Origin of the sequence: Streptomyces sp. NPDC048424, assembly GCF_040651555.1 — a bacterium.
In the GTDB taxonomy this organism is placed as follows: domain Bacteria; phylum Actinomycetota; class Actinomycetes; order Streptomycetales; family Streptomycetaceae; genus Streptomyces.
In genome coordinates this window covers 162,441-187,404 of sequence record NZ_JBEZKE010000007.1, presented here as the reverse complement: position 1 = coordinate 187,404, position 24,964 = coordinate 162,441, and the positions used below count along the sequence as shown (strand labels likewise).

Sequence of the window (24,964 nt, the reverse complement as noted above, 5' to 3'; positions counted from 1 at the left end):
AGGCCGTCCGGATTTGTCGGTGGGGGCGCCTAGGATCGGGGGCGTGGCAGAGACAGCATCGAAGAAGACGGACCAGACGACCGCAGCGGACCGCCCCCGCCTGATGCTCATGGACGGGCACTCCCTGGCGTACCGGGCGTTCTTCGCGCTGCCCGCGGAGAACTTCACGACCGCGACCGGCCAGCCGACCAACGCCATCTACGGCTTCGCGTCGATGCTGGCGAACACGCTGCGCGACGAGGCGCCCACGCACTTCGCGGTGGCGTTCGACGTCTCGCGCAAGACGTGGCGCTCGACGGAGTTCCCCGAGTACAAGGCGAACCGCTCCAAGACCCCCGACGAGTTCAAGGGGCAGGTCGAGCTGATCGGCGAGCTGCTCGACGCGATGCACGTGCCGCGGTTCGCGGTCGACGGCTTCGAGGCCGACGACGTGATCGCGACGCTGGCGACGCAGGCGGAGGCCCTCGGCTTCGACGTGCTGATCGTCACCGGCGACCGGGACTCCTTCCAGCTGGTGTCCGAGCACACCACGGTGCTCTACCCGACCAAGGGCGTCTCCGAGCTCACCCGGTTCACGCCCGAGAAGGTCGAGGAGAAGTACGGCCTCACCCCGCAGCAGTATCCGGACTTCGCGGCACTGCGCGGCGACCCGTCCGACAACCTGCCGGGCATCCCCGGCGTCGGCGAGAAGACCGCGGCCAAGTGGATCACCCAGTTCGGGTCGTTCGCGGAGCTCGTGGAGCGCGCCGAGGAGGTCAAGGGCAAGGCCGGGCAGAACTTCCGGGACCACCTGGAGGCCGTCAAGCTCAACCGCGTCCTGACCGAGATGGTCAAGGACGTGGAACTGCCCAAGGCCCCCGCAGACCTGGCCCGCGTCGCCTACGACCGGACCGCCATGCTCGGCGTGCTGGACGTCCTGGAGATCCGCAACGCCTCGCTGCGCGAGCGGCTGCTCGCCGTGGACCCGGGCGCGGCCGAGGAGGAGCCCCCGGCTCCGGCGGCCGGCGTGGAGCTGGACGCCTCCGTCCTGGGCACGGGCGAGCTGGCGCCGTGGCTGGAGGCCCACGCGGGCGGACCGCTGGGCATCGCCACCGTCGACAGCTGGGCGCTGGGCGCCGGCCGGATCACCGAGGTCGCGCTGGCCGCGGCCGGCGGGGCGGCCGCCTGGTTCGAGCCGCTGTCGCTGGACGAGACCGACGAGCTGGCCTTCCGCGCCTGGGCCTCGGACGCGGCGCGCCCCAAGGTCGTGCACAACGCGAAGGCGCTGTGGCGGGTCTTCCCCGAGCACGGCTGGTCGCTGGGCGGCGTCGCCATGGACACCGCGCTCGCCGCGTACCTGGTCAAGCCCGGCCGCCGGTCCTTCGGCCTGGACGTCCTGTCCATGGAGTACCTGCACCGCGAGCTGGCGCCCGCCGCCGCCGACGGCCAGCTGGCCTTCGGCGCCGACGACACGGCCGAGGCCGAGGCGCTGATGGCGCAGGCCCGCGCGGTCCTCGACCTGGGCGACGCCTTCACCGACAAGCTCGCCGAGGTGGGCGCCGCCGAGCTGCTGCACGACATGGAGCTGCCGACCTCCGAGCTCCTCGCCCGGATGGAGCGGGCCGGCATCGCCGCCGACCGCGACCACCTGGAGGCAATGGAGCAGCAGTTCGCCGGAGCCGTGCAGCAGGCGGTGAAGGAGGCGCACGCGGCCGTCGGCCACGAGTTCAACCTCGGCTCGCCCAAGCAGCTCCAGGAGGTCTTCTTCGGCGAGCTGGACCTGCCGAAGACCAAGAAGACCAAGACCGGTTACACCACGGACGCGGACGCGCTGGCCTGGCTGGCCACGCAGACCGACCACGACCTGCCCGTGATCATGCTCCGCCACCGGGAGCAGGCCAAGCTGCGCGTCACCGTCGAGGGCCTGGTCAAGACCATCGCCGCCGACGGCCGGGTGCACACCAGCTTCAGCCAGACCGTCGCCGCGACCGGCCGGCTGTCCTCCACCGACCCCAACCTGCAGAACGTGCCGGTGCGCACCGACGAGGGCCGGGCCATCCGCCGCGGCTTCGTCGTCGGCGAGGGCTTCGAGTCCCTCATGACGGCCGACTACAGCCAGATCGAGCTGCGCGTGATGGCCCACCTCTCCGAGGACGAGGGCCTGATCGAGGCCTTCGCGACCGGCGAGGACCTGCACACCACCGTCGCCTCCCAGGTGTTCGGCGTGGAGCGGTCCCAGGTCGACGCCGAGATGCGCCGCAAGATCAAGGCCATGTCGTACGGCCTCGCGTACGGGCTCTCCGCCTTCGGCCTCGCCCAGCAGCTGAACATCGAGCCCGCCGAGGCGCGCGGCCTGATGGAGACCTTCTTCGAGCGCTTCGGCGGGGTCCGCGACTACCTGGGCCGGGTCGTCGACGAGGCTCGCGCCACCGGATACACGGCGACCGTCTTCGGCCGCCGCCGGTACCTGCCCGACCTCAACAGCGACAACCGCCAGCGCCGCGAGGCCGCCGAGCGGATGGCGCTCAACGCCCCGATCCAGGGCACGGCCGCCGACATCGTCAAGGTCGCGATGCTGCGCGTGGACAAGGCGATCACCGGAGCCGGCCTGCGCTCGCGGATGCTGCTCCAGGTCCACGACGAAATCGTGCTGGAGATCGCCCCGGGCGAGCGCGAGCAGGTCGAGGAGCTGGTGCGCCGCGAGATGGGCGCCGCCGTCGAGCTCCGGGCCGCACTGGACGTGTCCGTGGGCGTCGGCCCGGACTGGGAGTCCGCCGCGCACTGAGGCCCGTACGGCCAGGGCAGCGCCCGTCCCCGCTCAGGCGGTGGGGACGGGCGTCCGCGTTTCCTCGTCCGTACGGGCGGCGCGGTCGCCGCGGTGCCGCAGCCGTACGAGCACCCCGTACAGCAACAGGGCCACGGCGAGGCCGCCGCCCGCCCCGAAGCAGATCGTGGGGATGATGTCGAGCGGCGTACGGATCCGGTCGAAGAAGGTGAAGAAGCGGATCACGCGCATCGTGACGCCGACCGCCACGCACCCCACGACCAGGGCGAGCGCGCCCCAGATCTCCGCCCGGCCGAGCACCGGCACGGACGCGGGGGCGGGGGAGGCGGGCAGCCGCCGCAGGGCGGTCACCGTGAACCAGAGCAGCGCGCAGGCCGCGGCCGCCGAAGTGCCGTACTGCAGGTACGAGTAGAGCGGCAGGTCGAAGGCGAGCGGCTCCTCCAGCTCCGGCAGCGCGTTCGTCCCCCAGCGGTCGATGTGCGTGAAGCTGTCCCACACCACGTGGGTGAGGGAGCCGACGACGGCCGACACGTAGAACCACGCGGCGAGCGCGGGCAGTCGGCGGCGCCCGCGCCACTCCTCGCCGCGGACGAAGGCGTGCACCCTGCCCCGCCACCCGCGCGGCAGGAGCGCGATCAGCGGCTCGCGCAGCAGCAGCCAGCACCCCACCAGGGCGGCGGTGAGCACGGCGTCCAGGGTGAACACCCCCGCAAGGGAGTGCGTGAAGGTTCCGTAGGCCATGACGCCCTCGACGACCGCGTCCGTGAAGTAGAAGGTGTCCGGCGCGAACGACCCGAGGACCAGGGCCGAGGCGACGAGGGGCCCGCGCGCACGCCCTGTCCGGCGGATGGCCGGAAGTACGGCGGCCGCATGGCTGAGAGTGAACGGCATGACACCTCTCCTGGATGTTCTCGGGGACGCTCTCGCAGGTGTTCCTTACTTCGGGCCAATGCGCTCGAAGGGTCCCGACAGTATGCGTGACCTGCGCACGGACGTGGCGATGTGGTGAATTCCGGCCCTCTTTCCGTGCCCTTTACAGGGAGCTGACGTATGGTCACGCGGACGTCGAGGGGGAGGGGTCCGGATCATGTCGGCTCGAATAATCGGACGCAGGCTGCGCAAGGGGGCGGCAGCCGCCCTGGTCTCCGCGCTGGTGGCCGCCGCGCTCACCGCCTCGCAGGGGCCGGCGGGCGCGGGCGAGGACCGCACGCTTGCCGTCGGCGAGGGCGAACCGGCCCTCCCGGCGGAGGCGAGCGGCGGCGACTCCGACTACTTCACCGAACTCCCGCCCCTGGCGAGCCCGGAGCCGCCCGCCGTGGTGCTGCCGGACGAGGCGCAGCCGGCGCAGCCGCAGACCCCGGAGACGGCGACGGTGCCGGTGCTCGCCGGGACCGGACCGGCCGAAGGGGCGCAGGGGATACCGGCGAGCGTGCTCGCGGCGTACCTGGGCGCGGAGAAGAAGGTCGGGCAGAGCGACCCCGGTTGCGGACTGCGCTGGCAACTCCTCGCGGCGATCGGCAAGGTGGAGTCCGGGCAGGCGCGCGGCGGCCGGGTGGACGCGGCCGGGACCACATTGCGGCCGATCCTGGGGCCGGTGCTCGACGGCAACGGCTTCGCGAACATCTCCGACACGGACGGCGGGGCCTACGACGGGGACGCCCGGTACGACAGGGCGGTCGGGCCGATGCAGTTCATCCCCTCCACGTGGGCGGCGTGGGGCCAGGACGCGGACGGCGACGGGCGGCGCAACCCGAACAACGTGCACGACGCGGCCCTCGCGGCCGGACGGTACCTGTGCGCGGGCACCCGGGACCTGCGGGTGGACGCGGACCTGGACCGGGCGGTGCTCTCCTACAACCGGTCCACGGAGTACCTGCGGACGGTCCGGTCCTGGTTCACGTACTACCTCAAGGGCACGCACGAGGTCCCGGACAGCGCCGGCACGGCGGCGGGCACGCCGACGGCGCCGAAGCCGAAGCCCAGCCCCACGCCGACGCCTACGCCGCCCCCCACGCCGAAGCCGACTCCGGACCCCAAGCCCACCCCTACGCCCACCCCTACGCCGACGCCGACTCCGGACCCGAAGCCCACGCCGACCCCGAAGCCCACGCCGACCCCGACGCCGACTCCCACCCCGACGCCGACTCCCAGCCCCACGCCGACTCCCAGCCCCACGCCGACGCCGACCCCCTCTCCCACGGCGACCCCCAAGCCCTCGCCCACGACCACCACGCCCCCGAAGGCCACCCCGGCGCCGAAGCCCACGCCGTCCGCGTCCTCGACACCGGGGGAGGCCAGGCCGGCTCCCGGGGAAACTCCGTAGTCACTCGGAGGGGGCCGGGGCGCCCTTCGGCGGGCGTACCGATGCGCCGGCGGACTTCAGATGCGGAACCAGCGTGGGGTGGGCGTTCGGGCGCAGCTTGTCGATGGCGGCCTGCAGCGTGTCCCAGGCGTCGTCCTCAACGGCCAGGGGAGTGGCCCCGCACCGGGTGAGGTAGGCGGCGTGCCGGCGGAGGTAGTTCTTCTGTTGCCGGCTGGGCTGGCGCGCCTGCAGCAGTCCCACCACGCCCCGCAGCGCCTCCAGGTACATCGGGTCCGCGCTCTGCTCGTGCAGCTTCCTGAGGGGGACGCCCATGTTCACGAGGGCGTACACGCGCTGGTGCTCCTCGAGGGGCAGCGCCAGCGCCGCGCCGATCAGGAGGGCGTTGCTCTCGGGACGGTGGTCCTGCCCGGCCAACGTTCCCCACTCCAGGAGGAAGCCGAACTTCGACTCGGGGTCGGTCATGGACGGCATCTCCTTGACCGCACGCTCGACGGCCTTGTCGGCCTCCTGAAGCCGTTTGGCGATGCGCAGGGCGGCGACGAGGCTCGTCCGGTAGCTGAGCCGGGCCGGTGCGACGGCGACGGCGGTTTCGGCGGCCGCGACGGACTCCTCCGCGATCCCGAGCCGGGAGGACAGGTACGCGGCCGAGTAGAGGTCGTGGTCCGGGGAGCTCGTGGCGGGGGACAGCCGCACGGCCGCCCCGACCACCTTGCGGATGAGGGGGACGAGTTCGTCGGGGCGCTGCTCACGGCTGATCCGGAGTGCGGCCTCCGCGATGGAGACGTGACGCACCCAGAGGTTCTCGCCGTGGTCGGACAGGCCGGCCTCCTTGCGGAGGGTGTCCTCGACCCGCATCTCGATGTCCTTCTGCTTCATCTCCAGGGCCTGCGCGAGGATCCGCAGGGACAACGGCCGGATGCGGCGGTCCTTGTCGTGGAAGGCGGCGTGCAGCACGGAGATCATCAGGAAGGCCTCGCGCAGCATGGGGTGCCGTTCGATCCGCCGCAGCAGCTCCTCTACGTGCTCGCCCAGCAGAGGGCCGTACCGCAGGGTCAGCATGGCCCCCACGAGCGAACTCTCCTGCTGCCCGAAGGTCGCCTGCGACAAGTCGACCAGCTTGCGGGCCCGTTGGCGTTCGGGTGTCTTGGCGAGTTCGCGCAGTGCGCCGGAGTCCCGCCAGGCGGTGACGATGTCCTCCCCGTCCTGCTCCAGGAGACCGTGCACCTTCACGGTGTCGGCCAGGAAGCCGCCGAGGTCCTGCCAGGGGCGGCGGTTGCGCCACTCCCACTCCTGAGCGGCCAACAGCACGTGGATGTCCGTACGGCCCTGCGCCTTGGCCAGGGGCATGAGCCGTTTCAGGTCTTCGATGACCTGGGATCCGTCGTCGCTGACCAGCAGGACGTGCTGCCCCGCGCGCTGCGGAATGGCCAGGACCGCTTCGGGGTCGACGGACGTACCGCGCTCCCGCCACAGAACGGTGACGTCGTCGCGCGTGCGCGCCAGATCGACGGTGACCTGGCGCAGGGCCATCGACTTGCCCTCACCCATCGGGCCCACCGCCGCCACGATCCGCCCGTCACCGTCACCGTCGGCGTCGTCGAGGCACCGGCCCACCGCTTCGGTGAGCTCCCCGACGAGCGACAGGCGCGGAATCCGGGGGTTCACCGCCTCCGGCCAGTCCGGCTGCGCGCCGTCGAAGAAGGCGACGGCCTCCGCCTCGCCCGGTGTCCTCGTACCCAGGTCGTCGAGGAGGGTGCGGTCGATGCGGCGCCAGCCGTGGGGGCACTCGACCGCCGCCACGTAGCTGTCGACCAGCCCGGGGAACAGGCGGTTGGCGTCGATCCCCTGGTAGAAGCTCCGCCGGGGGGCTTCGAGCAGTTCCCCCAGCAGGCCCGAGGAGAAGCTGTCGTCGGTGAGCGGATCGTAGGAGCACCAGATCAGGTCGGTGCGCTGCATGTCCTGTTCCCGGACGAACTCGCGCAGCGAGCGCGAGAAGGCGTCGTCCCAGCCGCTGTAGCCCACGACGACGACGGCGTGGCCGCTCAGCGAGCCGCGCAGGCTGCCGTGGAGCTGGGGCCGCGGCTTCTGCAACTGGTGCACGGTGTGCAGGGTGTCGCCCTGGCGCCAGTAGCCGTGGACGTGCGCGATGTCGACGGCGTCCTCGTCCTCACCCCGGCTGAGCTTGCCGTCGAGGTCGATCTGCTGCCAGCTCGCGCGGGCGCCGGCCCGGCGCACCGCGATCTCCAGCAGCGGATCGAAGTTCGTGGTGATCACCGGCCCGCGGCGCTCCCGGGGCAGCAGCTGGAGGAGACGGCCCAGCGCCTGTGTGGCGGGGTTCAGGCGCCACAGCGGGGAGTTCCGTTCGAATGTCTCCAGTTCCTTCTCGTCGGCCCGGGCGAGCCGGCTCCGCTCCTCGGGCGTGAGGTCCGGGCAGGCGCCCAGGACCGCCTGCCGGATGACGAGGTTGAGCCAGTCCTGGTCCCGGAACTCCAGGGCGAAGTCGGCCGCCTGCTGGTACTTCTCCGCGTCGGAGGGGCCCGTCACCTGTCCGTCGAACAGGGCGATCTCTCCCGGATCGCCGATCATCGTGCGCATCGAGGCCACGATCGCCCGTACGCCGTCGACCGCACCCGCACTGATGCCCGATCCGACGATGAAGGCCACGGGCCGGCTGCGCTCGGTCAGCAGCGACCTCAACCGGTAGATGAGGGCCTTCTCCTCGCCCGCCTTGATTCCGATCGTGTTCATCGAACGTCCCTCGTGCGTCGCGTTGCCCTGCAGAGGCCTGGGAGTCTATTGCCGCGTGCGGGCCCGCCGTGTCCCAACGAACTTGTGATGCTCGGTACTTGAGCGACATAGTGAGGCACCGGACGGGCGACGGCCGGTCGCACCCGGACAAGCGATCGACAGGGGCGAACGGGTGAGCGGGACAGTACCTCGGCAGCACGACGAGGCGGTGGAGCACACGGACGGCGCTGCCGCCGGCGCTCGGCAACACCACCTGCCGACGGCGGCCACAGCGGCCCTGGGCGTCCTGCTGCTGGTGGAAGTGGTCCTGCTGTGCGGCGGGTTGCTGAGCCTGTGGCCGATCCTCCTCGCCCTGGTCGCACCCGGGACGGACGCGACGGCCACGGTGCGGTGGTCGCCCCTGGGCCTGGGCGAATGGGCCCTCACCGCCGATGTGGCGATGCTCCTCGCGGTGATCCTCTGCAGCGCCCTCGGCAGCTTCGTCCACGCGGCCACCTCGTTCGCGACGTACGTGGGCAACCGGCGGCTCTACGCGAGCTGGCTGTGGTGGTACCTGCTCAGGGCGGGCATCGGCGTCGCGCTGGCCCTGCTGGTGTACCTGCTCCTGCGGGGAGGCCTGTTCGCGGGGAGCTCCGGGGCGGGGGCGACGAACCCGTACGGCTTCTCCGGCATCGCCGGACTGTGCGGCCTGTTCTCCAAGCAGGCGACGGACAAGCTGCGCGAGATCTGCGACACGATCCTCAGCACCAAGGGCGACGGCGACCGGGACCGACGGGACAAGCTGGCCGCCGTGCAGACCTCCGCCGTGCAGACCACCGCCGCGCAGAACAGGGATCCGGACCCCGCCGCGCCGTGAACCGGGCCGCGGTGAACCGGTCCCACCGCAGGAAAGCGCCCTCCGACATGCGGCTCGCTCGCAGGTCAGGGGGCGTTTCACGTGATCCGCCGCGCAGACGGTTCTCATCTCGCCTCCGCATTGCTACGGTGCCTCCGCCCTGACGCCCTATCAGATTCCGGAGGCCCGGCATGCGCGCATTCATCGCCGCCGCCAGCGGGCTCGTCCTCGCGGTACTCCTCGTCCTCGCCGTCACGGCGTTCGGGGCGCCCGAGGGCAAGACCTCACCCAGGCCCCTGCTCACCACCGCGCCCCCCGCGCCCGGAAAGTAGAGGAGGGCCCGGCCGTGCGACGCAGAGCGAGCCTTGTCCTGCTGGCCCTAGCCGTGTTCTGCGCAGCCCTCGCGCCGCTGCTGCGCTGGTACGCGTACCCCCGCCTCGCCAAGATCCCGCCGAGCCAGTACCAGGAGATGGTCCTGGAGGCGAAGGACGCGACCCTCCTCGACTACACCGGCGGCATGCAGCCCAAGAAGGTCGACAAGGTCACGATCGTCCAGACCCTCAAGGGGAACGTGGAGGCGTCGAAGGAGATCGAGGCGAGCGCGGGCAAGGACGTCGTCGTCTGGGACACGCTGTCCTACATCATCGGCCCCGACGGCAAGATGGTCTCCCAGATCCCCGAGCGCTACATCTTCGACGCGCACACCCAGGACCCGGTGCACGCCACCGGGGAGATGGTCGACGGGGACGCGGTCAAGCGCGAGGGCATCGAGTTCAAGTGGCCGTTCTTCACCGAGCCGCGCGACTACCTGTACTTCGACGCGCAGACCCGCACCTCCTCGCCGATCCACTACGTCGGACCGCGCACCTTCAAGGGCATGGACGTCTACTACTTCGAGCAGACGATCCCCTGGACCAAGGTCGCCATGCCGAAGAAGATGCCGATCGAGGGCATCGACCCGTCGACGATCGAGGCGGCCACCGGAACCACCCTCTGGTACACCGCCAAGGTGAGGTTCTGGGTCGACCCGGTGACCGGAGCGCCGGTCAACGCCGAGCAGGACATCCAGCAGGAGATGCGCGGCGGCATCGCGTCGGGCGGCCCCGACGGCAAGCTCACCGCCTTCGCCGGGCACGTGACGATGCGCGAGGACTACTCCGACTACACCGTCGACCTGGTCAAGTCCAACCGTACGAAGGTCCTCGCGCTGCACACCTACGCGCCGATCGGCCTGACGGCCGGCGGGCTCGCGCTGCTCGGGCTGGCGCTGTGGCTGGAGGCCCGCTCCCGACGGGGGCGGGAGGAAGAGGACGGGCTCAGCGCCTGAGGCGGGCGTTCGTGTGGCGGGTGGGCTCGGCGGTGGCCGGGTCCTCCGGCCAGGGGTGCTTGGGGTACCGGCCGCGCAGCTCGGCACGGACGGCGCGGTAGCCGCCCTGCCAGAAGGAGGCGAGGTCGGCCGTGACGGCCGCGGGCCGGCCGGCGGGCGACAGCAGGTGCACCAGCACCGGCACACCGGCCACCTTCGGGGTCTCGGCCAGCCCGAACAGCTCCTGGAGCTTCACCGCGAGCACCGGCTGCCCGTGCTCGGCGGAGTAGTCCAGCCGGATCCGGGATCCGCTGGGCACCTCCAGCCGTTCCGGAGCCAGCTCGTCCAGCCGGGCGGCCTCGCCGGTGGCCCACGGCAGCAGCCGGTTCAGGGCCTGCCCGGCGTCGATCCGCCCGAGGTCCGCGCGCCGCCGGGCCCGCGACAGCTCGGGCTCCAGCCAGTCGTCGGCGCGGTCCAGCAGGGCGCCGTCCCCTTCCACGTCGGGCCACGCGCCGCCGAGCGTGCGGTGCAGGAACCCCAGCCGGGCCCGGAGCGCCTGCGCGTCCGGGGACCAGCGCAGCAGGCCCAGGCCGTCGGTGCGGAGCCCGTCGAGGAGGGCGGCCCGTACGAGTGCCGGGTCCGGGGTGCGCAGGGGGCGTACGGCGAGCTCGATCGCCCCGAGCCGTTCCGCGGCGCGGGCGATCAGCTCCCCGTCCTCCCAGCGCACCTCTTCGCCTTCGGTCCACAGGTGGGCCGCGGCGGCCCGGGCGGTGTCCTCGTCGACGACGGCGGCCAGCCGGATCCGCGCGGAGGCGGAGTGCGGGGGCCTGTCGGCGACGGCGACGGCCAGCCAGGGCGCGCTGCGCAGCGGTGAGCCGGCGGCGAGCTCGGCCCCGGTCCCGGAGGCCATGAGGAAGGCGTGCTCCCCCTTGCCCTTGGCCACCCGCTCGGGGAACGCGAGCGCGGCGACGAGCCCGGCGGCGAGGTCATCGGGCGCGGCGGCGCCACTGGGGCTCCGCCCCAGACCCCGCGCCTCAAACGCCGGCGAGGCTGAAATACCGGAGCCCACGGTTTCGGGAAGGGGCGGGGTGGGGGAGAGCCCCGCAGGGTCCCGGACGGCACGCTCCAGGCGGCCGACCTCCGCGCGCCAGCGGCCCGCGTACGGGTCACCGCCCGCACGCGCCCGCCGCCAGGCCCCGGCCAGATCGTCCCCGTACTCCCGCGGCGGCTCCTCGCTCAGCAGCGCCACCAGCTCCGCCGCCCGGCGGGCACCGAGCGCGGCCGAGCCGTCCAGCAGGGCGCGGGCCAGCCGCGGGTGCAGCCCCAGCCGCGCCATCCGCAGCCCGCGCGCGGTCGGCCGCCCCGCCGCGGACACCGCGCCCACCGCGAGCAGCACCTCCCGCGCCGCGGCCATCGCCCCGGCCGGCGGCGGATCGAGCAGCGCCAGCCCGGACGCGTCCGGATCGCCCCAGCACGCCGCCTGCAGGGCGAACTGCGCCAGGTCGGCGATGCGTATCTCCGGCGACGGGAACGCGGGCAGCCGGCCGTCCTCCGCCTCCGCCCAGCAGCGGTACACCGCGCCCGGCGCCTCACGCCCGGCCCGGCCCGCCCGCTGCCGGCCGGCCGCGCGGGACGCCCGTACGGTCGCCAGCGCGCCCAGCCCCCGGGCATGGTCCACCCGGGGCTCGCGGGCCAGCCCCGAATCCACCACCACCCGGACCCCGGGAACGGTCAGGCTCGACTCCGCCACGGCCGTGGAAAGGATCACCCGGCGGTGGTCCGAGGCGGTCAGCGCCGCGTCCTGCACGGCAGCGGGGGCCCGGCCGTGGACCTGGAGCACCTCCGCGTCCACCCCGCCCAGCTGCCCGGCGACGCGGGCGATCTCGCCCACGCCGGGCAGGAAGCACAGGACGTCGCCGGCGCGCTCCGCCAGCGCCCGCCGCACCACCGAGGCCACGTGCGTGAGCTGCGCCGGATCCACCCGCATCCCGTGCGGGGGCCGCACCGGCCGGGCCGGCGGCGCCCAGACGGTCTCCACCGGGTACGAGACGCCCGCGGCCTCCACCACCGGCGCGCCGCCCAGCACCCGCGCCCAGCCGGCGGAGTCCGTGGTCGCCGAAGCCGCCACGAGCCGCAGCTCCGGGCGCAGGGTCTCCCGTACGTCGAGGAGGAAGGCGGCGACCGTGTCGGCGTCCAGGTGCCGTTCGTGGCACTCGTCCAGGACCACCACATCGACACCCGCGAGCTCCTGGTCGCGCTGGAGCCGCTGGAGCAGTACGCCCGTGGTCACGACCTCGACCACGGTGTCCGGTCCGGCCACCCGCTCGCCGCGCACGGTGAAGCCCACCGCACCGCCGACCTGCTCGCCCAGCAGCCAGGCCATCCGCCGCGCCGCCGCCCGGGCGGCGATCCGGCGCGGCTCGGCGACCACGACCCGGCGCCGCGGCCCACCGCCCACCAGCCCGGCCAGGGCCAGCGGCACCAGCGTGGTCTTGCCGGTGCCGGGCGGGGCGCAGAGCACCGCCGTGCCGTGGCCGTCCAGCGCGGAGACCAGCGCGGGCACGGCCTCCCGTACGGGAAGGGCGTCGAGGGCGGCCTGGCGGATCAAGGGATCAGTCCCTCTCGCACACGAAGATCGCGGTGCCGGGGATCAGGTTGCCGCGCAGCGGGGACCAGCCGCCCCACTCCTGACTGTTCCACTCGGGCCACTCCGGCTCGACCAGGTCGACCAGGCGGAAGCCGCCCGCCACCACGTCGCGGACCCGGTCGCCGAGGGTGCGGTGGTGCTCGACGTACACCGCGCGCCCCTGCTCGTCCTGCTCCACGTACGGGGTCCGGTCGAAGTAGGAGGCGGCGACGGACAGCCCCTCGGGGCCGGGCTCGTCGGGGAAGGCCCAGCGGATGGGGTGGGTGACGGAGAAGACCCAGCGGCCGCCGGGGCGCAGGACGCGGCGCACCTCGCGCATGACGTTGACGGGGTCGGCGACGAAGGGGACGGCCCCGTAGGCGGAGCAGGCCAGGTCGAAGGAGCCGTCGAGGAAGGGGAGCCGGCCGGCGTCGGCCTCGACCAGGGGGACGTCGTCGCCGATGCGCAGGGCGTGCTGGAGCTGGCGGTGCGAGAGGTCGAGGGCCACCGGGCGGGCGCCCTGCGCGGCGAGCCAGCGCGAGCACTGGGCGGCGCCGGCGCCGATCTCCAGGACGTCCTTGTCCTTGAGGGAGGCGGCGGGGCCGAGGAGGGCCGCGTCCGCCTCGTCCAGTCCTTCGGGTCCCCAGACGAAGCGGTCGTCACCGAGGAAGGCGCCGTGCTCGCTCTGGTAGTCGTCGGCGTTGCGGTCCCACCAGCCCCGGCTCGCCCGGCTGCTCTCCGCTTCCCCCGCGTCACGCCGTGTGGCCTCGGCGTCTTCCACGGAGCCGGGATCGGCTTCGTACGCGTCTTCGGAGGCGTAGTCCTCTTGGTTCATGGGGCCCGTCGTCGTAGTCTGCGAATGTGTTCTGAATGTGGCAGGAAGCGTCAGGAAGTGCTTCCCGCCCATAAATTGTGCCGGTCTTGCGGCGATCTGCCCGGGGTGTGCGCCTTCGCGCATTGACCCTGTCCGGCTGCCCCCGTATGCTACAAGTTGCGCTGCGAGCCTGTGCTCCTCAGACCTAGCAGGCTGCGCTTGCATCTGTTGATGTCCCCTCGGTTTTCGAGGCCCCGCCGCTCTTCTGCGGATTGGGGGCTCCTTGGCTGTCCGGTCTTCGGTGGATGCCGATAAGGGCTCCCGGCGTAGCAGTACCTACGACTTTCTGTCCGTAACCGGAGCCCTTTCCCACATGACGAGCAGCACCGAGACCACCGCCACCACTCCGCAGGTTGCGGTCAACGACATCGGCGACGCGGACGCGTTCCTCGCGGCGATCGACGAGACGATCAAGTACTTCAACGATGGCGACATCGTCGACGGCGTCATCGTCAAGGTTGACCGGGACGAGGTTCTCCTCGACATCGGTTACAAGACCGAAGGCGTGATCCCCAGCCGCGAGCTCTCGATCAAGCACGACGTCGACCCGAACGAGGTCGTCAAGGTCGGCGACGAGATCGAGGCCCTGGTTCTCCAGAAGGAGGACAAGGAAGGCCGCCTGATCCTCTCGAAGAAGCGCGCTCAGTACGAGCGTGCCTGGGGCACCATCGAGAAGATCAAGGAAGAAGACGGCATCGTCACCGGTACCGTCATCGAGGTCGTCAAGGGTGGTCTCATCCTGGACATCGGCCTCCGCGGCTTCCTCCCGGCCTCTCTCGTCGAGATGCGTCGTGTCCGCGACCTCCAGCCCTACGTGGGCAAGGAGCTCGAGGCGAAGATCATCGAGCTGGACAAGAACCGCAACAACGTGGTCCTGTCCCGCCGCGCCTGGCTCGAGCAGACCCAGTCCGAGGTTCGCCAGACGTTCCTCACCACCCTGCAGAAGGGTCAGGTCCGCTCCGGCGTCGTCTCCTCGATCGTCAACTTCGGTGCCTTCGTGGACCTGGGTGGCGTCGACGGTCTCGTCCACGTCTCCGAGCTGTCCTGGAAGCACATCGACCACCCGTCCGAGGTTGTCGAGGTCGGCCAGGAGGTCACCGTCGAGGTTCTCGACGTTGACATGGACCGCGAGCGCGTCTCCCTGTCGCTGAAGGCGACGCAGGAGGACCCGTGGCAGCAGTTCGCCCGGACCCACCAGATCGGTCAGGTCGTCCCGGGTAAGGTCACCAAGCTGGTTCCGTTCGGTGCGTTCGTCCGCGTGGACGAGGGCATCGAGGGTCTGGTCCACATCTCCGAGCTGGCCGAGCGCCACGTGGAGATCCCGGAGCAGGTCGTCCAGGTCAACGACGAGATCTTCGTCAAGGTCATCGACATCGACCTTGAGCGTCGCCGGATCTCGCTGTCGCTGAAGCAGGCCAACGAGTCCTTCGGTGCCGACCCGGCGTCGGTCGAGTTCGACCCGACCCTGTACGGCATGGCCGCGTCTTACGACGACCAGGGCAACTACATCTACCCCGAGGGCTTCGACCCCGAGACCAACGACTGGCTCGAGGGCTACGAGAAGCAGCGCGAGGCCTGGGAGACCCAGTACGCCGAGGCGCAGCAGCGCTTCGAGCAGCACCAGGCCCAGGTCATCAAGAGCCGCGAGGCCGACGAGGCCGCTGCTGCCGAGGGCGCTGCCGCCCCGGCCGCCAGTGGCAACGCCGGTGCGGGCATCTCGGGTGGTTCGTACTCCTCGGAGTCGGATGAGACCTCCGGCGCCCTGGCGTCGGACGAGGCCCTGGCCGCGCTCCGCGAGAAGCTGGCCGGCGGCCAGAGCTGATCGCAGCGCGCATCACACTCCGGTGTGAGCAGAGCTGAGCTGAGTTGAACGGTGAGGCCCGTCCCCTTCGGGGGGCGGGCCTCACCGCGTTTTCCCCTTCGAACCGTTCGTTGATCCGTTGCGTTCCTGTGAATGCGGCCAACTGGGGAATGGTGGCGCCGTCTTGGACGTTCTTGGCAGAGAACGCGGCGAGGAGGAGTGGTGACGGTGCTTGATCCACAGGGTTTGTACGAATGGGATGCCAAGGGCCTGGCGGTGGCCGACCTGGCGGTCGCCCAGGACTCGGCCGGGCTGGTCATGCTGTACCACTTCGAGGGGTACATCGACGCCGGTGAGGCCGGCGAGCAGATCGTCGAGCGGCTGCTGGACACGCTGCCCCACCAGGTGGTCGCCCGCTTCGACGCGGACCGGCTGGTGGACTACCGGGCGCGCCGCCCGCTGCTGACGTTCCAGCGCGACCACTGGACCGAGTTCGAGGAGCCCCGGCTGGAGGTCCGGCTGGTCCAGGACGCTACGGGTGCGCCCTTCCTGCTGCTGTCCGGCCCGGAGCCGGACGTGGAGTGGGAGCGCTTCGCCGTCGCCGTCCGGCAGATCGTCGAACGCCTCGGGGTCCGGCTCTCGGTCAACTTCCACGGCATTCCGATGGGCGTTCCGCACACCCGTCCCGTGGGCATCACCCCGCACGGCAACCGGACCGACCTCATGCCGGGGCACCGCAGCCCCTTCGACGAGGCCCAGGTGCCGGGCAGCGCGGAATCCCTGGTGGAGTTCCGCCTGGCCCAGGCCGGGCACGACGTGCTGGGTGTCGCCGCGCACGTACCGCACTACGTCGCGCGCTCCCCGTACCCGGACGCCGCGCTGACGGTGCTGGAGGCCATCACGGCGGCGACCGGGCTGGTCCTGCCGGCCGTGGCGCACGCGCTGCGGACCGAGGCGCACCGCACGCAGACGGAGATCGACCGGCAGATCCGGGAGGGCGACGAGGAACTCGTCAGCCTGGTCCAGGGGCTGGAGCACCAGTACGACGCGGCCGCCGGAGCCGAGACCCGGGGCAACATGATCGCCGAGCCCGCGGAGATTCCGTCGGCGGACGAGATCGGCCGCGAGTTCGAGCGGTTCCTGGCGGAACGCGAGGGCGAGAACTGACGCCGACGGGGCTGTAGGGGCGCCGGGGGCAGGGCCTAGGCTGCGGGCATGCTGAAAGTAGGACTGACGGGCGGAATCGGTGCCGGCAAGAGCGAGGTCTCGCGGCTGCTGGCGGGGTACGGGGCGATCGTCGTCGACGCCGATCGGATCGCGCGCGAGGTGGTGGAGCCCGGTACGCCGGGGCTCGCGGCCGTCGTGGCGGCCTTCGGCGAGTCGGTGCTGACCGCCGAGGGGGTGCTGGACCGGCCGAAGCTCGGGTCCATCGTGTTCGCGGACCCGGCGAAGCTCCAGACGCTCAACGCGATCGTGCACCCGCTGGTCGGGGCCCGGTCGGCCGAGCTGGAAGCCGCCGCGGGGGCCGACGCGATCGTCGTGCACGACGTACCGCTCCTCACGGAGAACGGCCTGGCACCGCTCTACGACCTGGTGGTCGTGGTGGACGCGGCGCCGCAGACGCAGCTGGCGCGGCTGACCGCCCTGCGCGGGATGGCCGAGGACGAGGCGCGGGCCCGGATGGCCGCGCAGGCCACGCGGGAGCAGCGGCTCGCGGTGGCGACCCTCGTGATCGACAACGACGGGCCGCTGGAGGCGCTGGAACCTCAGGTGCGCAAGGTGTGGGAAGACCTCGTGGAGCGGGCCTCCGGCGGGGCCGTCTGACGTGTGCATGGAATAGCGGGTGGGGCGGGGGCGTTGAACGCGCCCGTAGAGGGAAGGATTTCGACCGTGTCCGAGACCACGCGCCCCACCCCGTCCAGCCCGGAAACCCACGTCATCGACTACCGGGCCGCCGAGCACCTGCTCGCCGCCCGGGACCCGCGCGGCGCGATCAAACTGCTCGACTCGGTCATAGCCGCGCACCCGGAGAACACGGCGGCCCGGCTGCTGCGCGCCCGGGCCTTCTTCGCCGCTGCGCAACTGCGTTCGGCGGAGCTGGAGTTCGAGCTCGTGCTGGAGCGGGAGCCGGACAACGCCTTCGCCCACTTCGCGCTGGCCCGGACGTTCCAGCGCTCGGGCCGGCCGGAGCAGGCGCGCAAGCACTTCCGCCTGGCCGCCGCCCTCGACCCGCAGCCCGAGTACCTGGCGGCGGCCCGCTTCGAGGACCCGGCCGCGGACGACTCCGCCTGACGCACCCGCTCACCCGCTCACCGGTTCCCCGGCGGCTCGTACGGTGGGACGTCCCGGCCCGGCTGGTAGTGCGGCCCCTGGCGCATATGGCGCACGATCATGAACAGGTCGACGGCCACGACCACCGCCAGCACCCCGCAGGCGGCCGCCCATCCCGGGCGGCCCACCAGCGAGAACACGACCGTGCCGGCCGCGGCCCAGACCAGCCCCCACACACCCAGCCAGAACCGCAGCCGCAGCGGACTGCGCGCGGTCACCGGTTCGTTTCCGGAACGCATGGACATCGCCTCTCCTGTCCATGGTCCCACTCCGGTCGGTCCCACTCCGGTCGTCCGTGGCCGCGGGCCCGGGCTACGGGTTCAGCTTGTTCACGGCCTTGGTGGTCGTCTGCTTGAAGTCGGCGACCGGAGCCTGGGACAGGTCGCCCATCTGACCCCACTGCACGACGGTCACGGTGGAGCCGTCGCGCCCGATCCCGAACAGGTGCACGCCGGGCTCGGACTCGGGGATCGACACGTGGACCCCGTAGACGTGCGCGCCCTCCTCGACGGGCAGCGTCCCGTAGTCGTCCCAGGAGGCCGTGCCGCCCGGGGTCGTCCGCAGCCAGTCCGCGGCGCATGCCGCGACCTTGCGCTCCAGCGTGCCGACGAGCTGGGCTGCCGCGGAGGGCGAGGCGGACCGTACGGAGACCTGCACGGCGCCGGTGTCGAACTCGGTGCCGAAGGTGCGGTGCCAGCTGCCCGCGGCGGGCAGTACTCCGTCCAGGCAGAACGGCGCGAACTCGGGCAGCCCCTTGGTGATCTTGCCCGGGTACCAGGCCGAGCCGGGGTGCGGCGGCAGGTCGGTGCCGGCCAGGAAGCCGGGCGGGACGGGCGTCGCGGTGGCGGCTCCGGCGGAGGTCGAGGCGGTGAGGACGAGTGCGGCGGCCGCCGCGACGAGCGCGGTGGCGAGCGTGGCGACGGTGTCGGTGCGTCGGAACATGAACGGTCTCCCCCTGAGTGGTTCGGTGTGCCTGACGAGCCTGTTCCCCGGGCCGCCCCGCCGGCCACGGTTTGGGGCGAACTCGGGACGCTGGAACGGCCGTGCGGGCTTTCACCTGGGGGAACATCTCAGGCATGGAACGCAGTCACGGGACGCGGGACGGGGGAATCCGGTGAGTGAGGCCGAGAATTTCGCGCGGCTGATGCGGGAGCTGAAGGAGCGTGGCGGGCTGAGCTACGGCGCCCTGGCGCGCCGCCTGCACACGAGTACGTCGACCTTGCACCGCTATTGCAACGGGGATGCGCTGCCCGCGGAGTTCGCGGTGGTGGACCGCTTCGCACGGGCCTGCGGGGCGCCGCCGGGGGAGGCGGTGGACCTGCACCGGGCGTGGCTGCTGGCCGACGCGCGGCGGCGGGCGGGGGTGCCGTCGGAGCCGGCGGCGGAGCCGGTGCCGGTGCCGGTGGCGGATTCGGATTCGGGGGCGGGGGCCGGGGCGGGGGCGGGATCGGACTCGGGGGCGGAAACCGCCGTCGTCGTCGTGGGGGAGCCGGCCGTCGTCGGCAGGCCCTGGTACCGGCGGCGCGCGGCCGTGGTCGCCGCCGCGGGGGTGGCGGCGGGCGCGGTGGCCGTGGCCCTGCTGGCGGTGGCCGGTCCCGAGGCCCGCGCGCCGCGGACCGGAGCGTGGACGGGCGGGGGGACGGGGCCCGGACCGGGCACGGCGGCGCCCGCGGCAGCCGCCGGTGCCTCCGGAACGGCATCTGCCCCGGGAACGGGAACGGCTACGGCATCGGCATCCGGGACCGCGACCGCACCGGAGCCCTCGCCACCGGCCGGTGGTTCGGGTCAGGCGAGCGGCGGTCCCGCCACCTCGTCACCGGTGGTCCCGGCCCCGTCCGCGGCGCCGGCCGCACCGCTGCGGGCGGCGGTGCGGTCGCACGTGTGGACCGCGGGCTGCGATCACGCCTACCTGTCGGAGCGGGGTCCGGGATCGGTGCCCCCGCCGCCCGTGGAGGCGGACGCGCCCGCCTGGGCGTCGAAACTGCGCGCCGTGCACGCCGGGACGCAGATCGTGGAGGTCACCCTGCACGGCACGGGCCCGGGAGCCGTGGTCCTGGAGGACCTGGAGGTCCGTGTGACGGGCCGCCGCACCCCGCCGGCCTGGAACGTCTACCAGATGTCGCAGGGCTGCGGCGGGGCGCTCACCCCGGCCGTCTTCGCGGTCAACCTGGACGCGCCGCGCCCGCTGGCCCGCCCGGTCGCCGGCAACGACGCCGGGAGCACGCTGCCCGCGCCCGCCTTCCCGATGCGCGTCTCGGCGGCCGAACCGGTCGTCCTGCGGGTCGAGGCCGTCACCACGGGCTGCGACTGCGACTGGTCCCTCGACCTCCGGTGGTCCGGGCCGTCCGGCTCGGGCACCCTGCGCATCGACGACGGCGGGCGGCCGCTGCGCACAAGCGCCGCTCCTGGTCGGCCGGTGTACGGGTACGCGACGGAGCAGGGCCGCTGGGGGCGCTGATCCGCAGGTCAGAGCCGTTGTCGGTGGCCGCGCCTAGACTCGTCGGCAGGGGATGTCAGCAGATCCGCAAGCAGATCCGCAAGCAGATCCGCAAGCAGATCCGCAAACAGGTCGACGGGAAAGACGGGGGAGGGGGACACGTGACACCGCAGTGGCAGTCGCAGCCGCAGTCAGGGTCGCAGCCGCAGTTGCAGTCGGGGTCGCAGCCGCAGCCGCGGGCAGCCGCGCTGTTGCGCCACGCCGCCGTCTTCCTGCCGGCCGCCGTCCCCCGCGAGGGGCGGGTCGCCTTCTGGGCGCCCGAGGGGGACGCCCTGCCCGAGGTGGGTACGCCGGCGCCGCTCACCGTCGTACGCGCGCACGGCGACGGGGTCCGCAGCCGGACCGTGCCCGCCGTCACCTTCTCCGTCGCCTCCGCCCTGCCCCTGCTCGCGCGGGCGCCCCGGAGCCCCGCCGCACACCCCGCCACCCGCGCCTGGGGGACCGCCGCCGCGCAGGCGCTCACCCTGGCCGCCCGCGGCCGGCTGCTCCCCGGACTCACCCCCGAGGGCATGGACGCCTGGCGCGCCGGGCCGCTCGACGCCGCCGACATCGACCACCTGCGCGCGGTCGCCGCGGCCCTCCCGCACGAGGGGTACGCCACGCCCCTGGCCGGCCGCCGTCCGCTCCAGCTGCCCGAACCGGAGGCGCTGGTCCGCGCGTTCCTCGATGCCGTCGCCGACAGCCTGCCCCGCACCCCGGCCGCGGCCGTGGCCGCCGGGCGGCCGTTCGCCGCGCGGGAGGCGCAGCGGGTGCCCGGGATACGGGACTGGGCCGCGCAGGTCGCGGCCGGAGCCGACGCCGGGGTCGGGATCTCGCTGCGGCTCGACCTGTCGTCCTTCCGCCTCTTCGACGAAGCCGAGGGCGAGGACGTCCGGCGCGCCGGGGCCGCCGTCGTCCAGGTGCACAGCCTGGCCGATCCGACGCTGGTCACCGATGCGGCGCGGTTGTGGGCGGGCACGGCGGCCGCCGGGTTCGGCCCGCGCGCCCGGATCGACGCCGTGCTCGCGCTGCGCCGGGCCGCACGGGTCTGGCCGCCCCTGCTGCGGCTGCTGGACCAGCCCGTGCCCGATGCCCTCGCCCTGTCCGACCCGGAGCTGGAGGACCTGCTGGGGGTGGCCGCGAGCCGGCTGGCGGCCGCCGGCGTCCTGGTCCACTGGCCGCGCGAGCTGGCCCGTACGCTGTCCGCGACCGCCGTCGTACGGTCCACCGCGCCCGGTTCCGCCACCGACGGCACCGCCTTCTTCGACGCCGAGCACCTCTTCGCCTTCTCCTGGGAGCTGGCGCTGGGCGGGGACCGGCTCACCCCGGGCGAGATGGACGCGCTGGCGCAGGCCCACCGGCCCGTCGTGCGGCTGCGGGACCAGTGGGTGCGGGTCGATCCGGAGCTGGTGCGCAAGGCGCGCAAGCGGCAGCTGGGCGTGCTGGACCCGGTGGACGCGCTGGCCGTCGCGCTGTCGGGGACGGCCGAGGTCGACGACGAGCCGGTCGAGGCGGTGCCGGTGGGATCCCTGGCCGCCCTGCGCGAGCGGCTGACGGGGGAGCTGGCCCCGCTCCCGCAGCCCGCCGCCCTCAAGGCCACCCTGCGCGACTACCAGGCCCGCGGCCTGGCCTGGCTGGACCTGATGACCTCCCTCGGTCTCGGCGGCTGCCTCGCCGACGACATGGGCCTGGGCAAGACCGTCACCCTGATCGCGCTGCACCTGCACCGGGACCGGCCCGAGCCGACGCTCGTGGTGTGTCCCGCGTCCCTCCTGGGCAACTGGCAGCGGGAGATCGAGAAGTTCGCCCCCGGCACGCCCGTGCGCCGCTTCCACGGCGGCGGCCGCAGCATCGAGGACCTGACGTCCTGTGAGGGCGGGTTCGTGCTCACCACGTACGGCACGATGCGCGCCAGCGCCGCCCTGCTGGCGGAGCAGAGCTGGGGCATGGTCGTCGCCGATGAGGCGCAGCACGTCAAGAACCCGCATTCGGCGACCGCGAAGGCCCTGCGCACGGTGCCGGCGCCGGCCCGGGTGGCGCTGACCGGCACCCCGGTGGAGAACAACCTCTCCGAGCTGTGGGCGCTGCTCGACTGGACCACGCCGGGTCTGCTGGGGCCGCTCACCGCCTTCCGGGCCCGCCACGCCCGTCCGGTGGAGCACCAGACGGAGGAGGACGGCGGCAACGAGGCGGCGGTCGCCCGGCTGTCCGCGCTCGTACGGCCGTTCCTGCTGCGGCGCAAGAAGTCCGACCCCGGGATCGCGCCCGAGCTGCCGCCGAAGACGGAGACCGACCACCCCGTCTCGCTCACCCGGGAGCAGGCCTCGCTCTACCAGGCCGCGGTGGACGAGGCGATGGCCGTGATCGAGTCGAGCGAGGGCATGGAACGACGCGGCATGATCATGAAGTTGCTGGCCTCGCTCAAGCAGATCTGCAACCACCCGGCGCAGTACCTCAAGGAGGAGCAGCCCAGGATCGGACACCGTTCGGGGAAGCTCGCCCTGCTGGACGAGCTGCTGGACACGATCCTGGCCGAGGGCGGCTCGGTGCTCGTCTTCACCCAGTACGTGACGATGGCCCGCCTGATCGAACGGCACCTGTCGGCCCGGGGGATCTCCCACCAGCTGCTGCACGGCGGGACGCCGGTGCCGCGCCGGGAGGAGCTGGTCGACAAGTTCCAGGCGGGCGAGGTCCCCGTCTTCCTGCTGTCGCTGAAGGCGGCGGGCACGGGCCTGAACCTCACGCGGGCCGGGCACGTCATCCACTTCGACCGCTGGTGGAACCCGGCCGTCGAGGAACAGGCCACCGACCGCGCCTACCGCATCGGCCAGACCCAGCCCGTACAGGTCCACCGGATCATCGCCGAAGGCACCGTCGAGGACCGCATCGCCGAGATGCTGGAGGCGAAGCGGGCCCTGGCCGACGCCGTCCTCGGCTCGGGCGAGTCGGCGCTGACCGAGCTGACCGACCGCGAGCTGGCCGACCTCGTCTCCCTGCGGAGGCCCGCATGATCACCGCGCGGGACGAACGCCGCCGCACCTTCGAGACCGTGCCCGCCGGGGTGGCGGCGGTGAGCTGGTGGGGCCGGGCGTGGGTGACGGCGCTGGAGGAGGTCTCCCACGACACGGCCCGGCTGGCCCGGGGACGTGCGTATGCCGAGGAGGGGCACGTCGACGCCGTGACCGTCACCCCCGGCCGGATCGTGGCGTACGTCCGGGGCAGCCGGGCCCGCCCGTACCGCACGGAGCTGACCCTGCCCGCCTTCGCGGACCCGGAGTGGAACGAGCTGCTGGAGGCGGTCGCGGCCGACCCCGCCGCGCTCGCCGCCCTGCTGGAGCGGGAGGTTCCGCAGTCGCTCGCAGAGAGCGTCCTGCCCGGCGCGGGCGAGCTCGTCCCGCACTGCTCCTGCCCGGACTTCGGGCGTCCGCCGTGCAAGCACGCGGCGGCCCTCTGCTACCGGGCGGCCCGCCTCCTCGACGAGGACCCCTTCGTCCTGCTGCTCCTGCGCGGCCGGGGCGAGCGGGAGCTCCTCGACGAGCTCACGCGCCGCAACGCCGCCCACGCCGCGCGCGAACAGCCCGACGCGGCGCCGGACTTCCCGGGGGTGCCGGCCCGAGCGGCGCTCGCCCGCACCGGCCTGCCGCTGCTGCCCGCGCCGCTCCCGGCGCCCGCCGCCGCGGGCCTCCCGCCCGCGTACCCGGCCGATCCGGCGGCCCCGGACCCGCTGGTCCTGGACCAGCTCGCCTGCGACGCGGCCGCCCGCGCCCTGGCCCTCCTCACCACCGGCGAGGACCCGATCGCGGGGCTCGGCCTCTGGGAGGACGCGGTCCGGCTCGCCTCCGCGCACCCCACGGCGGGTCTGACGGGCACGGCCCGCACCCTCTACCGGGACCTGGCCCGTGCCACCGGCCGTACCACCACCGAGCTCGCCCGGGCCGCCGCCGCGTGGCGCCAGGGCGGCCGCCCGGCACTGGCGGCCCTCGAAGAGCCCTGGGACCCGCCGGCCGGCCCCTTCGACCGGGCCCGGCCGGCCCTGCTCGCCGCGGGCCAGGGTTCCTTCCGCCCGGACCGCAACCGCCTGACGATCCGCGCCCGCCAGCTCCGCCTCGGCCGCGATGGCCTCTGGTACTGCTACGAGGACCGCTTGGGGGACAACGACTGGTGGCCCAGGGGCCGTCCCTCCGCGGACCCGGTCACCGCTCTGCTGGGCTGAGCCCGGCGGCCCAGCGCGTCAACGTGGTGAAGTCGCGGTCCCGCAGACCGTGGCGGGGATGGATGCGCAGGAGGAGGGCCGGGGCCGGGTAGTGGGCGGCGACCCAGGCGCGGTCGCGGGGGTTGATCATGTCGTCGACCCAGGCGAAGGGCCGGCCCGCCGCCCATGCGACGAGATGGCGGGTCTTCCAGGAGAGCCCGTCGGGGTCCTCGACGAAGAGTTCCGGCCAGTCGATGACGGACAGGTCGCCGGGGAGTCCGATGTGCGGGGCGATCAGCGTGTTGGCCTGGTGCGTCCAGGCGGTGGCCCAGGCGAGCTCGAAGGGCAGGGCCAACAGCCGGGCGCCGTGGGACGGGTGGAGGCGGACCCGCGCGCCGCGCCGGGCGCTGCGCGACTCCGGGTCGCGGTAGGAGAGCCAGACGTCCGGCCGCATCCGGTGGCTCCGGTAGCCGCGCAGGCCGGCGAGGGGCGAACGGAAGGGATTGAGCGGTCCGTCCACGTCGAGGAGGAGCAGCGGGCGATCAGTCATGAAGTAGGCACTACCCAGTACACGATGGAGTGAAATGCCTACCGCCTCTATAACCCGAATGGGTTTACCGCGTTATCTCCGGTGCGGGTGCAGCACCCGCTGAATCCTCCGGAAGGCAGGGAAACTCATGCGTCACAG

Annotated in this window: 19 protein-coding genes; 12 read left to right on the top strand and 7 right to left on the bottom strand. The window is 73.2% G+C overall.

What is annotated here, in order from left to right; genetic code table 11:
• Positions 1-43 precede the first annotated feature (43 nt).
• A complete protein-coding gene (gene polA / locus AB0D29_RS12945) occupies positions 44-2,764 on the top strand; it encodes a DNA polymerase I (protein WP_362853834.1) in 2,721 nt (906 codons plus the stop codon).
• A 33-nt stretch (positions 2,765-2,797) separates the two neighbouring features.
• Here polA and AB0D29_RS12940 read toward each other — a convergent pair whose 3' ends face one another.
• A complete protein-coding gene (locus tag AB0D29_RS12940; RefSeq protein WP_362853833.1) occupies positions 2,798-3,655 on the bottom strand; it encodes a DUF4184 family protein in 858 nt (285 codons plus the stop codon).
• Between the two features lie 196 nt (positions 3,656-3,851).
• Between AB0D29_RS12940 and AB0D29_RS12935 the strand changes: the two genes are divergently transcribed.
• Entirely contained in the window at positions 3,852-5,087 is a 1,236-nt protein-coding gene (locus AB0D29_RS12935) for a lytic murein transglycosylase (RefSeq protein ID WP_362853831.1), read from the top strand.
• Here AB0D29_RS12935 and AB0D29_RS12930 read toward each other — a convergent pair whose 3' ends face one another.
• On the bottom strand, positions 5,088-7,835 hold the full coding sequence (locus AB0D29_RS12930) for an SIR2 family protein (RefSeq protein WP_362853830.1): 2,748 nt from the start codon (positions 7,833-7,835) through the stop codon (positions 5,088-5,090). It abuts the gene before it with no gap.
• A 172-nt stretch (positions 7,836-8,007) separates the two neighbouring features.
• Between AB0D29_RS12930 and AB0D29_RS12925 the strand changes: the two genes are divergently transcribed.
• The 3 genes from AB0D29_RS12925 (at position 8,008) to AB0D29_RS12915 (ending at position 9,997) form a co-directional block, all read left to right on the top strand.
• The gene (locus tag AB0D29_RS12925) at positions 8,008-8,691 is read left to right on the top strand and encodes a hypothetical protein (protein ID WP_362853828.1); all 684 of its coding nucleotides are present in this window, start codon (positions 8,008-8,010) and stop codon (positions 8,689-8,691) included.
• A 170-nt stretch (positions 8,692-8,861) separates the two neighbouring features.
• A complete protein-coding gene (locus AB0D29_RS12920) occupies positions 8,862-9,002 on the top strand; it encodes an SPW_0924 family protein (protein WP_107050459.1) in 141 nt (46 codons plus the stop codon).
• 14 nt (positions 9,003-9,016) lie between these two features.
• Positions 9,017-9,997, top strand: a complete 981-nt coding sequence (locus tag AB0D29_RS12915) for a DUF3068 domain-containing protein (RefSeq protein WP_362853827.1) — start codon at positions 9,017-9,019, stop codon at positions 9,995-9,997.
• On the opposite strand, the gene hrpB is transcribed toward AB0D29_RS12915, so the two are convergent.
• Both hrpB and AB0D29_RS12905 read right to left on the bottom strand, forming a co-directional pair.
• Positions 9,987-12,584, bottom strand: a complete 2,598-nt coding sequence (gene hrpB, locus AB0D29_RS12910) for an ATP-dependent helicase HrpB (protein WP_362853825.1) — start codon at positions 12,582-12,584, stop codon at positions 9,987-9,989. The two genes, AB0D29_RS12915 and hrpB, sit on opposite strands and share 11 nt — an antisense overlap.
• 4 nt (positions 12,585-12,588) lie before the next feature.
• Entirely contained in the window at positions 12,589-13,437 is an 849-nt protein-coding gene (locus tag AB0D29_RS12905; protein WP_362853823.1) for a class I SAM-dependent methyltransferase, read from the bottom strand.
• A 352-nt stretch (positions 13,438-13,789) separates the two neighbouring features.
• Here AB0D29_RS12905 and rpsA point away from each other — a divergent pair, with 352 nt between their 5' ends.
• The 4 genes from rpsA to AB0D29_RS12885 all read left to right on the top strand — a co-directional run bounded on the left by rpsA (position 13,790) and on the right by AB0D29_RS12885 (position 17,569).
• Entirely contained in the window at positions 13,790-15,298 is a 1,509-nt protein-coding gene (rpsA, locus tag AB0D29_RS12900) for a 30S ribosomal protein S1 (RefSeq protein WP_362815093.1), read from the top strand.
• Between the two features lie 207 nt (positions 15,299-15,505).
• Positions 15,506-16,444 (top strand): PAC2 family protein, encoded by a 939-nt coding sequence (locus AB0D29_RS12895; protein ID WP_362853822.1) that lies wholly within the window; start codon positions 15,506-15,508, stop codon positions 16,442-16,444.
• Between the two features lie 48 nt (positions 16,445-16,492).
• Positions 16,493-17,101: a dephospho-CoA kinase gene (gene coaE, locus AB0D29_RS12890; protein WP_362853820.1), complete on the top strand. Its 609-nt coding sequence runs from the start codon at positions 16,493-16,495 to the stop codon at positions 17,099-17,101.
• A gap of 66 nt (positions 17,102-17,167) precedes the next feature.
• The gene (locus tag AB0D29_RS12885; protein WP_362853818.1) at positions 17,168-17,569 is read left to right on the top strand and encodes a tetratricopeptide repeat protein; all 402 of its coding nucleotides are present in this window, start codon (positions 17,168-17,170) and stop codon (positions 17,567-17,569) included.
• Positions 17,570-17,586: 17 nt separating this feature from the next.
• On the opposite strand, the gene AB0D29_RS12880 is transcribed toward AB0D29_RS12885, so the two are convergent.
• Both AB0D29_RS12880 and AB0D29_RS12875 read right to left on the bottom strand, forming a co-directional pair.
• Positions 17,587-17,853 carry a DUF6343 family protein gene (locus AB0D29_RS12880; RefSeq protein ID WP_362853817.1) on the bottom strand — a complete coding sequence of 89 codons (267 nt, stop codon included), beginning with the start codon at positions 17,851-17,853 and terminating at the stop codon, positions 17,587-17,589.
• Positions 17,854-17,920: 67 nt separating this feature from the next.
• The gene (locus tag AB0D29_RS12875; RefSeq protein ID WP_362853815.1) at positions 17,921-18,550 is read right to left on the bottom strand and encodes a hypothetical protein; all 630 of its coding nucleotides are present in this window, start codon (positions 18,548-18,550) and stop codon (positions 17,921-17,923) included.
• Positions 18,551-18,722: 172 nt separating this feature from the next.
• Between AB0D29_RS12875 and AB0D29_RS12870 the strand changes: the two genes are divergently transcribed.
• From AB0D29_RS12870 to AB0D29_RS12860, 3 genes are all read left to right on the top strand, one after another.
• Positions 18,723-20,066, top strand: a complete 1,344-nt coding sequence (locus tag AB0D29_RS12870; RefSeq protein WP_362853813.1) for a helix-turn-helix transcriptional regulator — start codon at positions 18,723-18,725, stop codon at positions 20,064-20,066.
• A gap of 188 nt (positions 20,067-20,254) precedes the next feature.
• Positions 20,255-23,095, top strand: a complete 2,841-nt coding sequence (locus AB0D29_RS12865) for a DEAD/DEAH box helicase (RefSeq protein WP_362854029.1) — start codon at positions 20,255-20,257, stop codon at positions 23,093-23,095.
• On the top strand, positions 23,092-24,297 hold the full coding sequence (locus AB0D29_RS12860; protein WP_362853811.1) for an SWIM zinc finger family protein: 1,206 nt from the start codon (positions 23,092-23,094) through the stop codon (positions 24,295-24,297). Before AB0D29_RS12865 ends, AB0D29_RS12860 begins: the two co-directional genes overlap by 4 nt.
• Here the strand turns inward: AB0D29_RS12860 and AB0D29_RS12855 are convergent.
• The gene (locus AB0D29_RS12855; protein ID WP_351595939.1) at positions 24,278-24,826 is read right to left on the bottom strand and encodes a hypothetical protein; all 549 of its coding nucleotides are present in this window, start codon (positions 24,824-24,826) and stop codon (positions 24,278-24,280) included. The genes AB0D29_RS12860 and AB0D29_RS12855 overlap by 20 nt on opposite strands.
• Positions 24,827-24,964: the final 138 nt, after the last annotated feature.

Bases quoted from the DNA above. Each gene is read 5' to 3' on its own strand.
- AB0D29_RS12940 (WP_362853833.1), bottom strand. From the start codon at position 3,655: ATGCCGTTCACTCTCAGCCATGCGGCCGCCGTACTTCCGGCCATCCGC.
- AB0D29_RS12935 (WP_362853831.1), top strand. From the start codon at position 3,852: ATGTCGGCTCGAATAATCGGACGCAGGCTGCGCAAGGGGGCGGCAGCC.
- AB0D29_RS12930 (WP_362853830.1), bottom strand. From the start codon at position 7,835: ATGAACACGATCGGAATCAAGGCGGGCGAGGAGAAGGCCCTCATCTAC.
- AB0D29_RS12920 (WP_107050459.1), top strand. From the start codon at position 8,862: ATGCGCGCATTCATCGCCGCCGCCAGCGGGCTCGTCCTCGCGGTACTC.
- AB0D29_RS12905 (WP_362853823.1), bottom strand. From the start codon at position 13,437: ATGAACCAAGAGGACTACGCCTCCGAAGACGCGTACGAAGCCGATCCC.
- rpsA (WP_362815093.1), top strand. From the start codon at position 13,790: ATGACGAGCAGCACCGAGACCACCGCCACCACTCCGCAGGTTGCGGTC.
- coaE (WP_362853820.1), top strand. From the start codon at position 16,493: ATGCTGAAAGTAGGACTGACGGGCGGAATCGGTGCCGGCAAGAGCGAG.
- AB0D29_RS12880 (WP_362853817.1), bottom strand. From the start codon at position 17,853: ATGTCCATGCGTTCCGGAAACGAACCGGTGACCGCGCGCAGTCCGCTG.
- AB0D29_RS12875 (WP_362853815.1), bottom strand. From the start codon at position 18,550: ATGTTCCGACGCACCGACACCGTCGCCACGCTCGCCACCGCGCTCGTC.
- AB0D29_RS12860 (WP_362853811.1), top strand. From the start codon at position 23,092: ATGATCACCGCGCGGGACGAACGCCGCCGCACCTTCGAGACCGTGCCC.
- AB0D29_RS12855 (WP_351595939.1), bottom strand. From the start codon at position 24,826: ATGACTGATCGCCCGCTGCTCCTCCTCGACGTGGACGGACCGCTCAAT.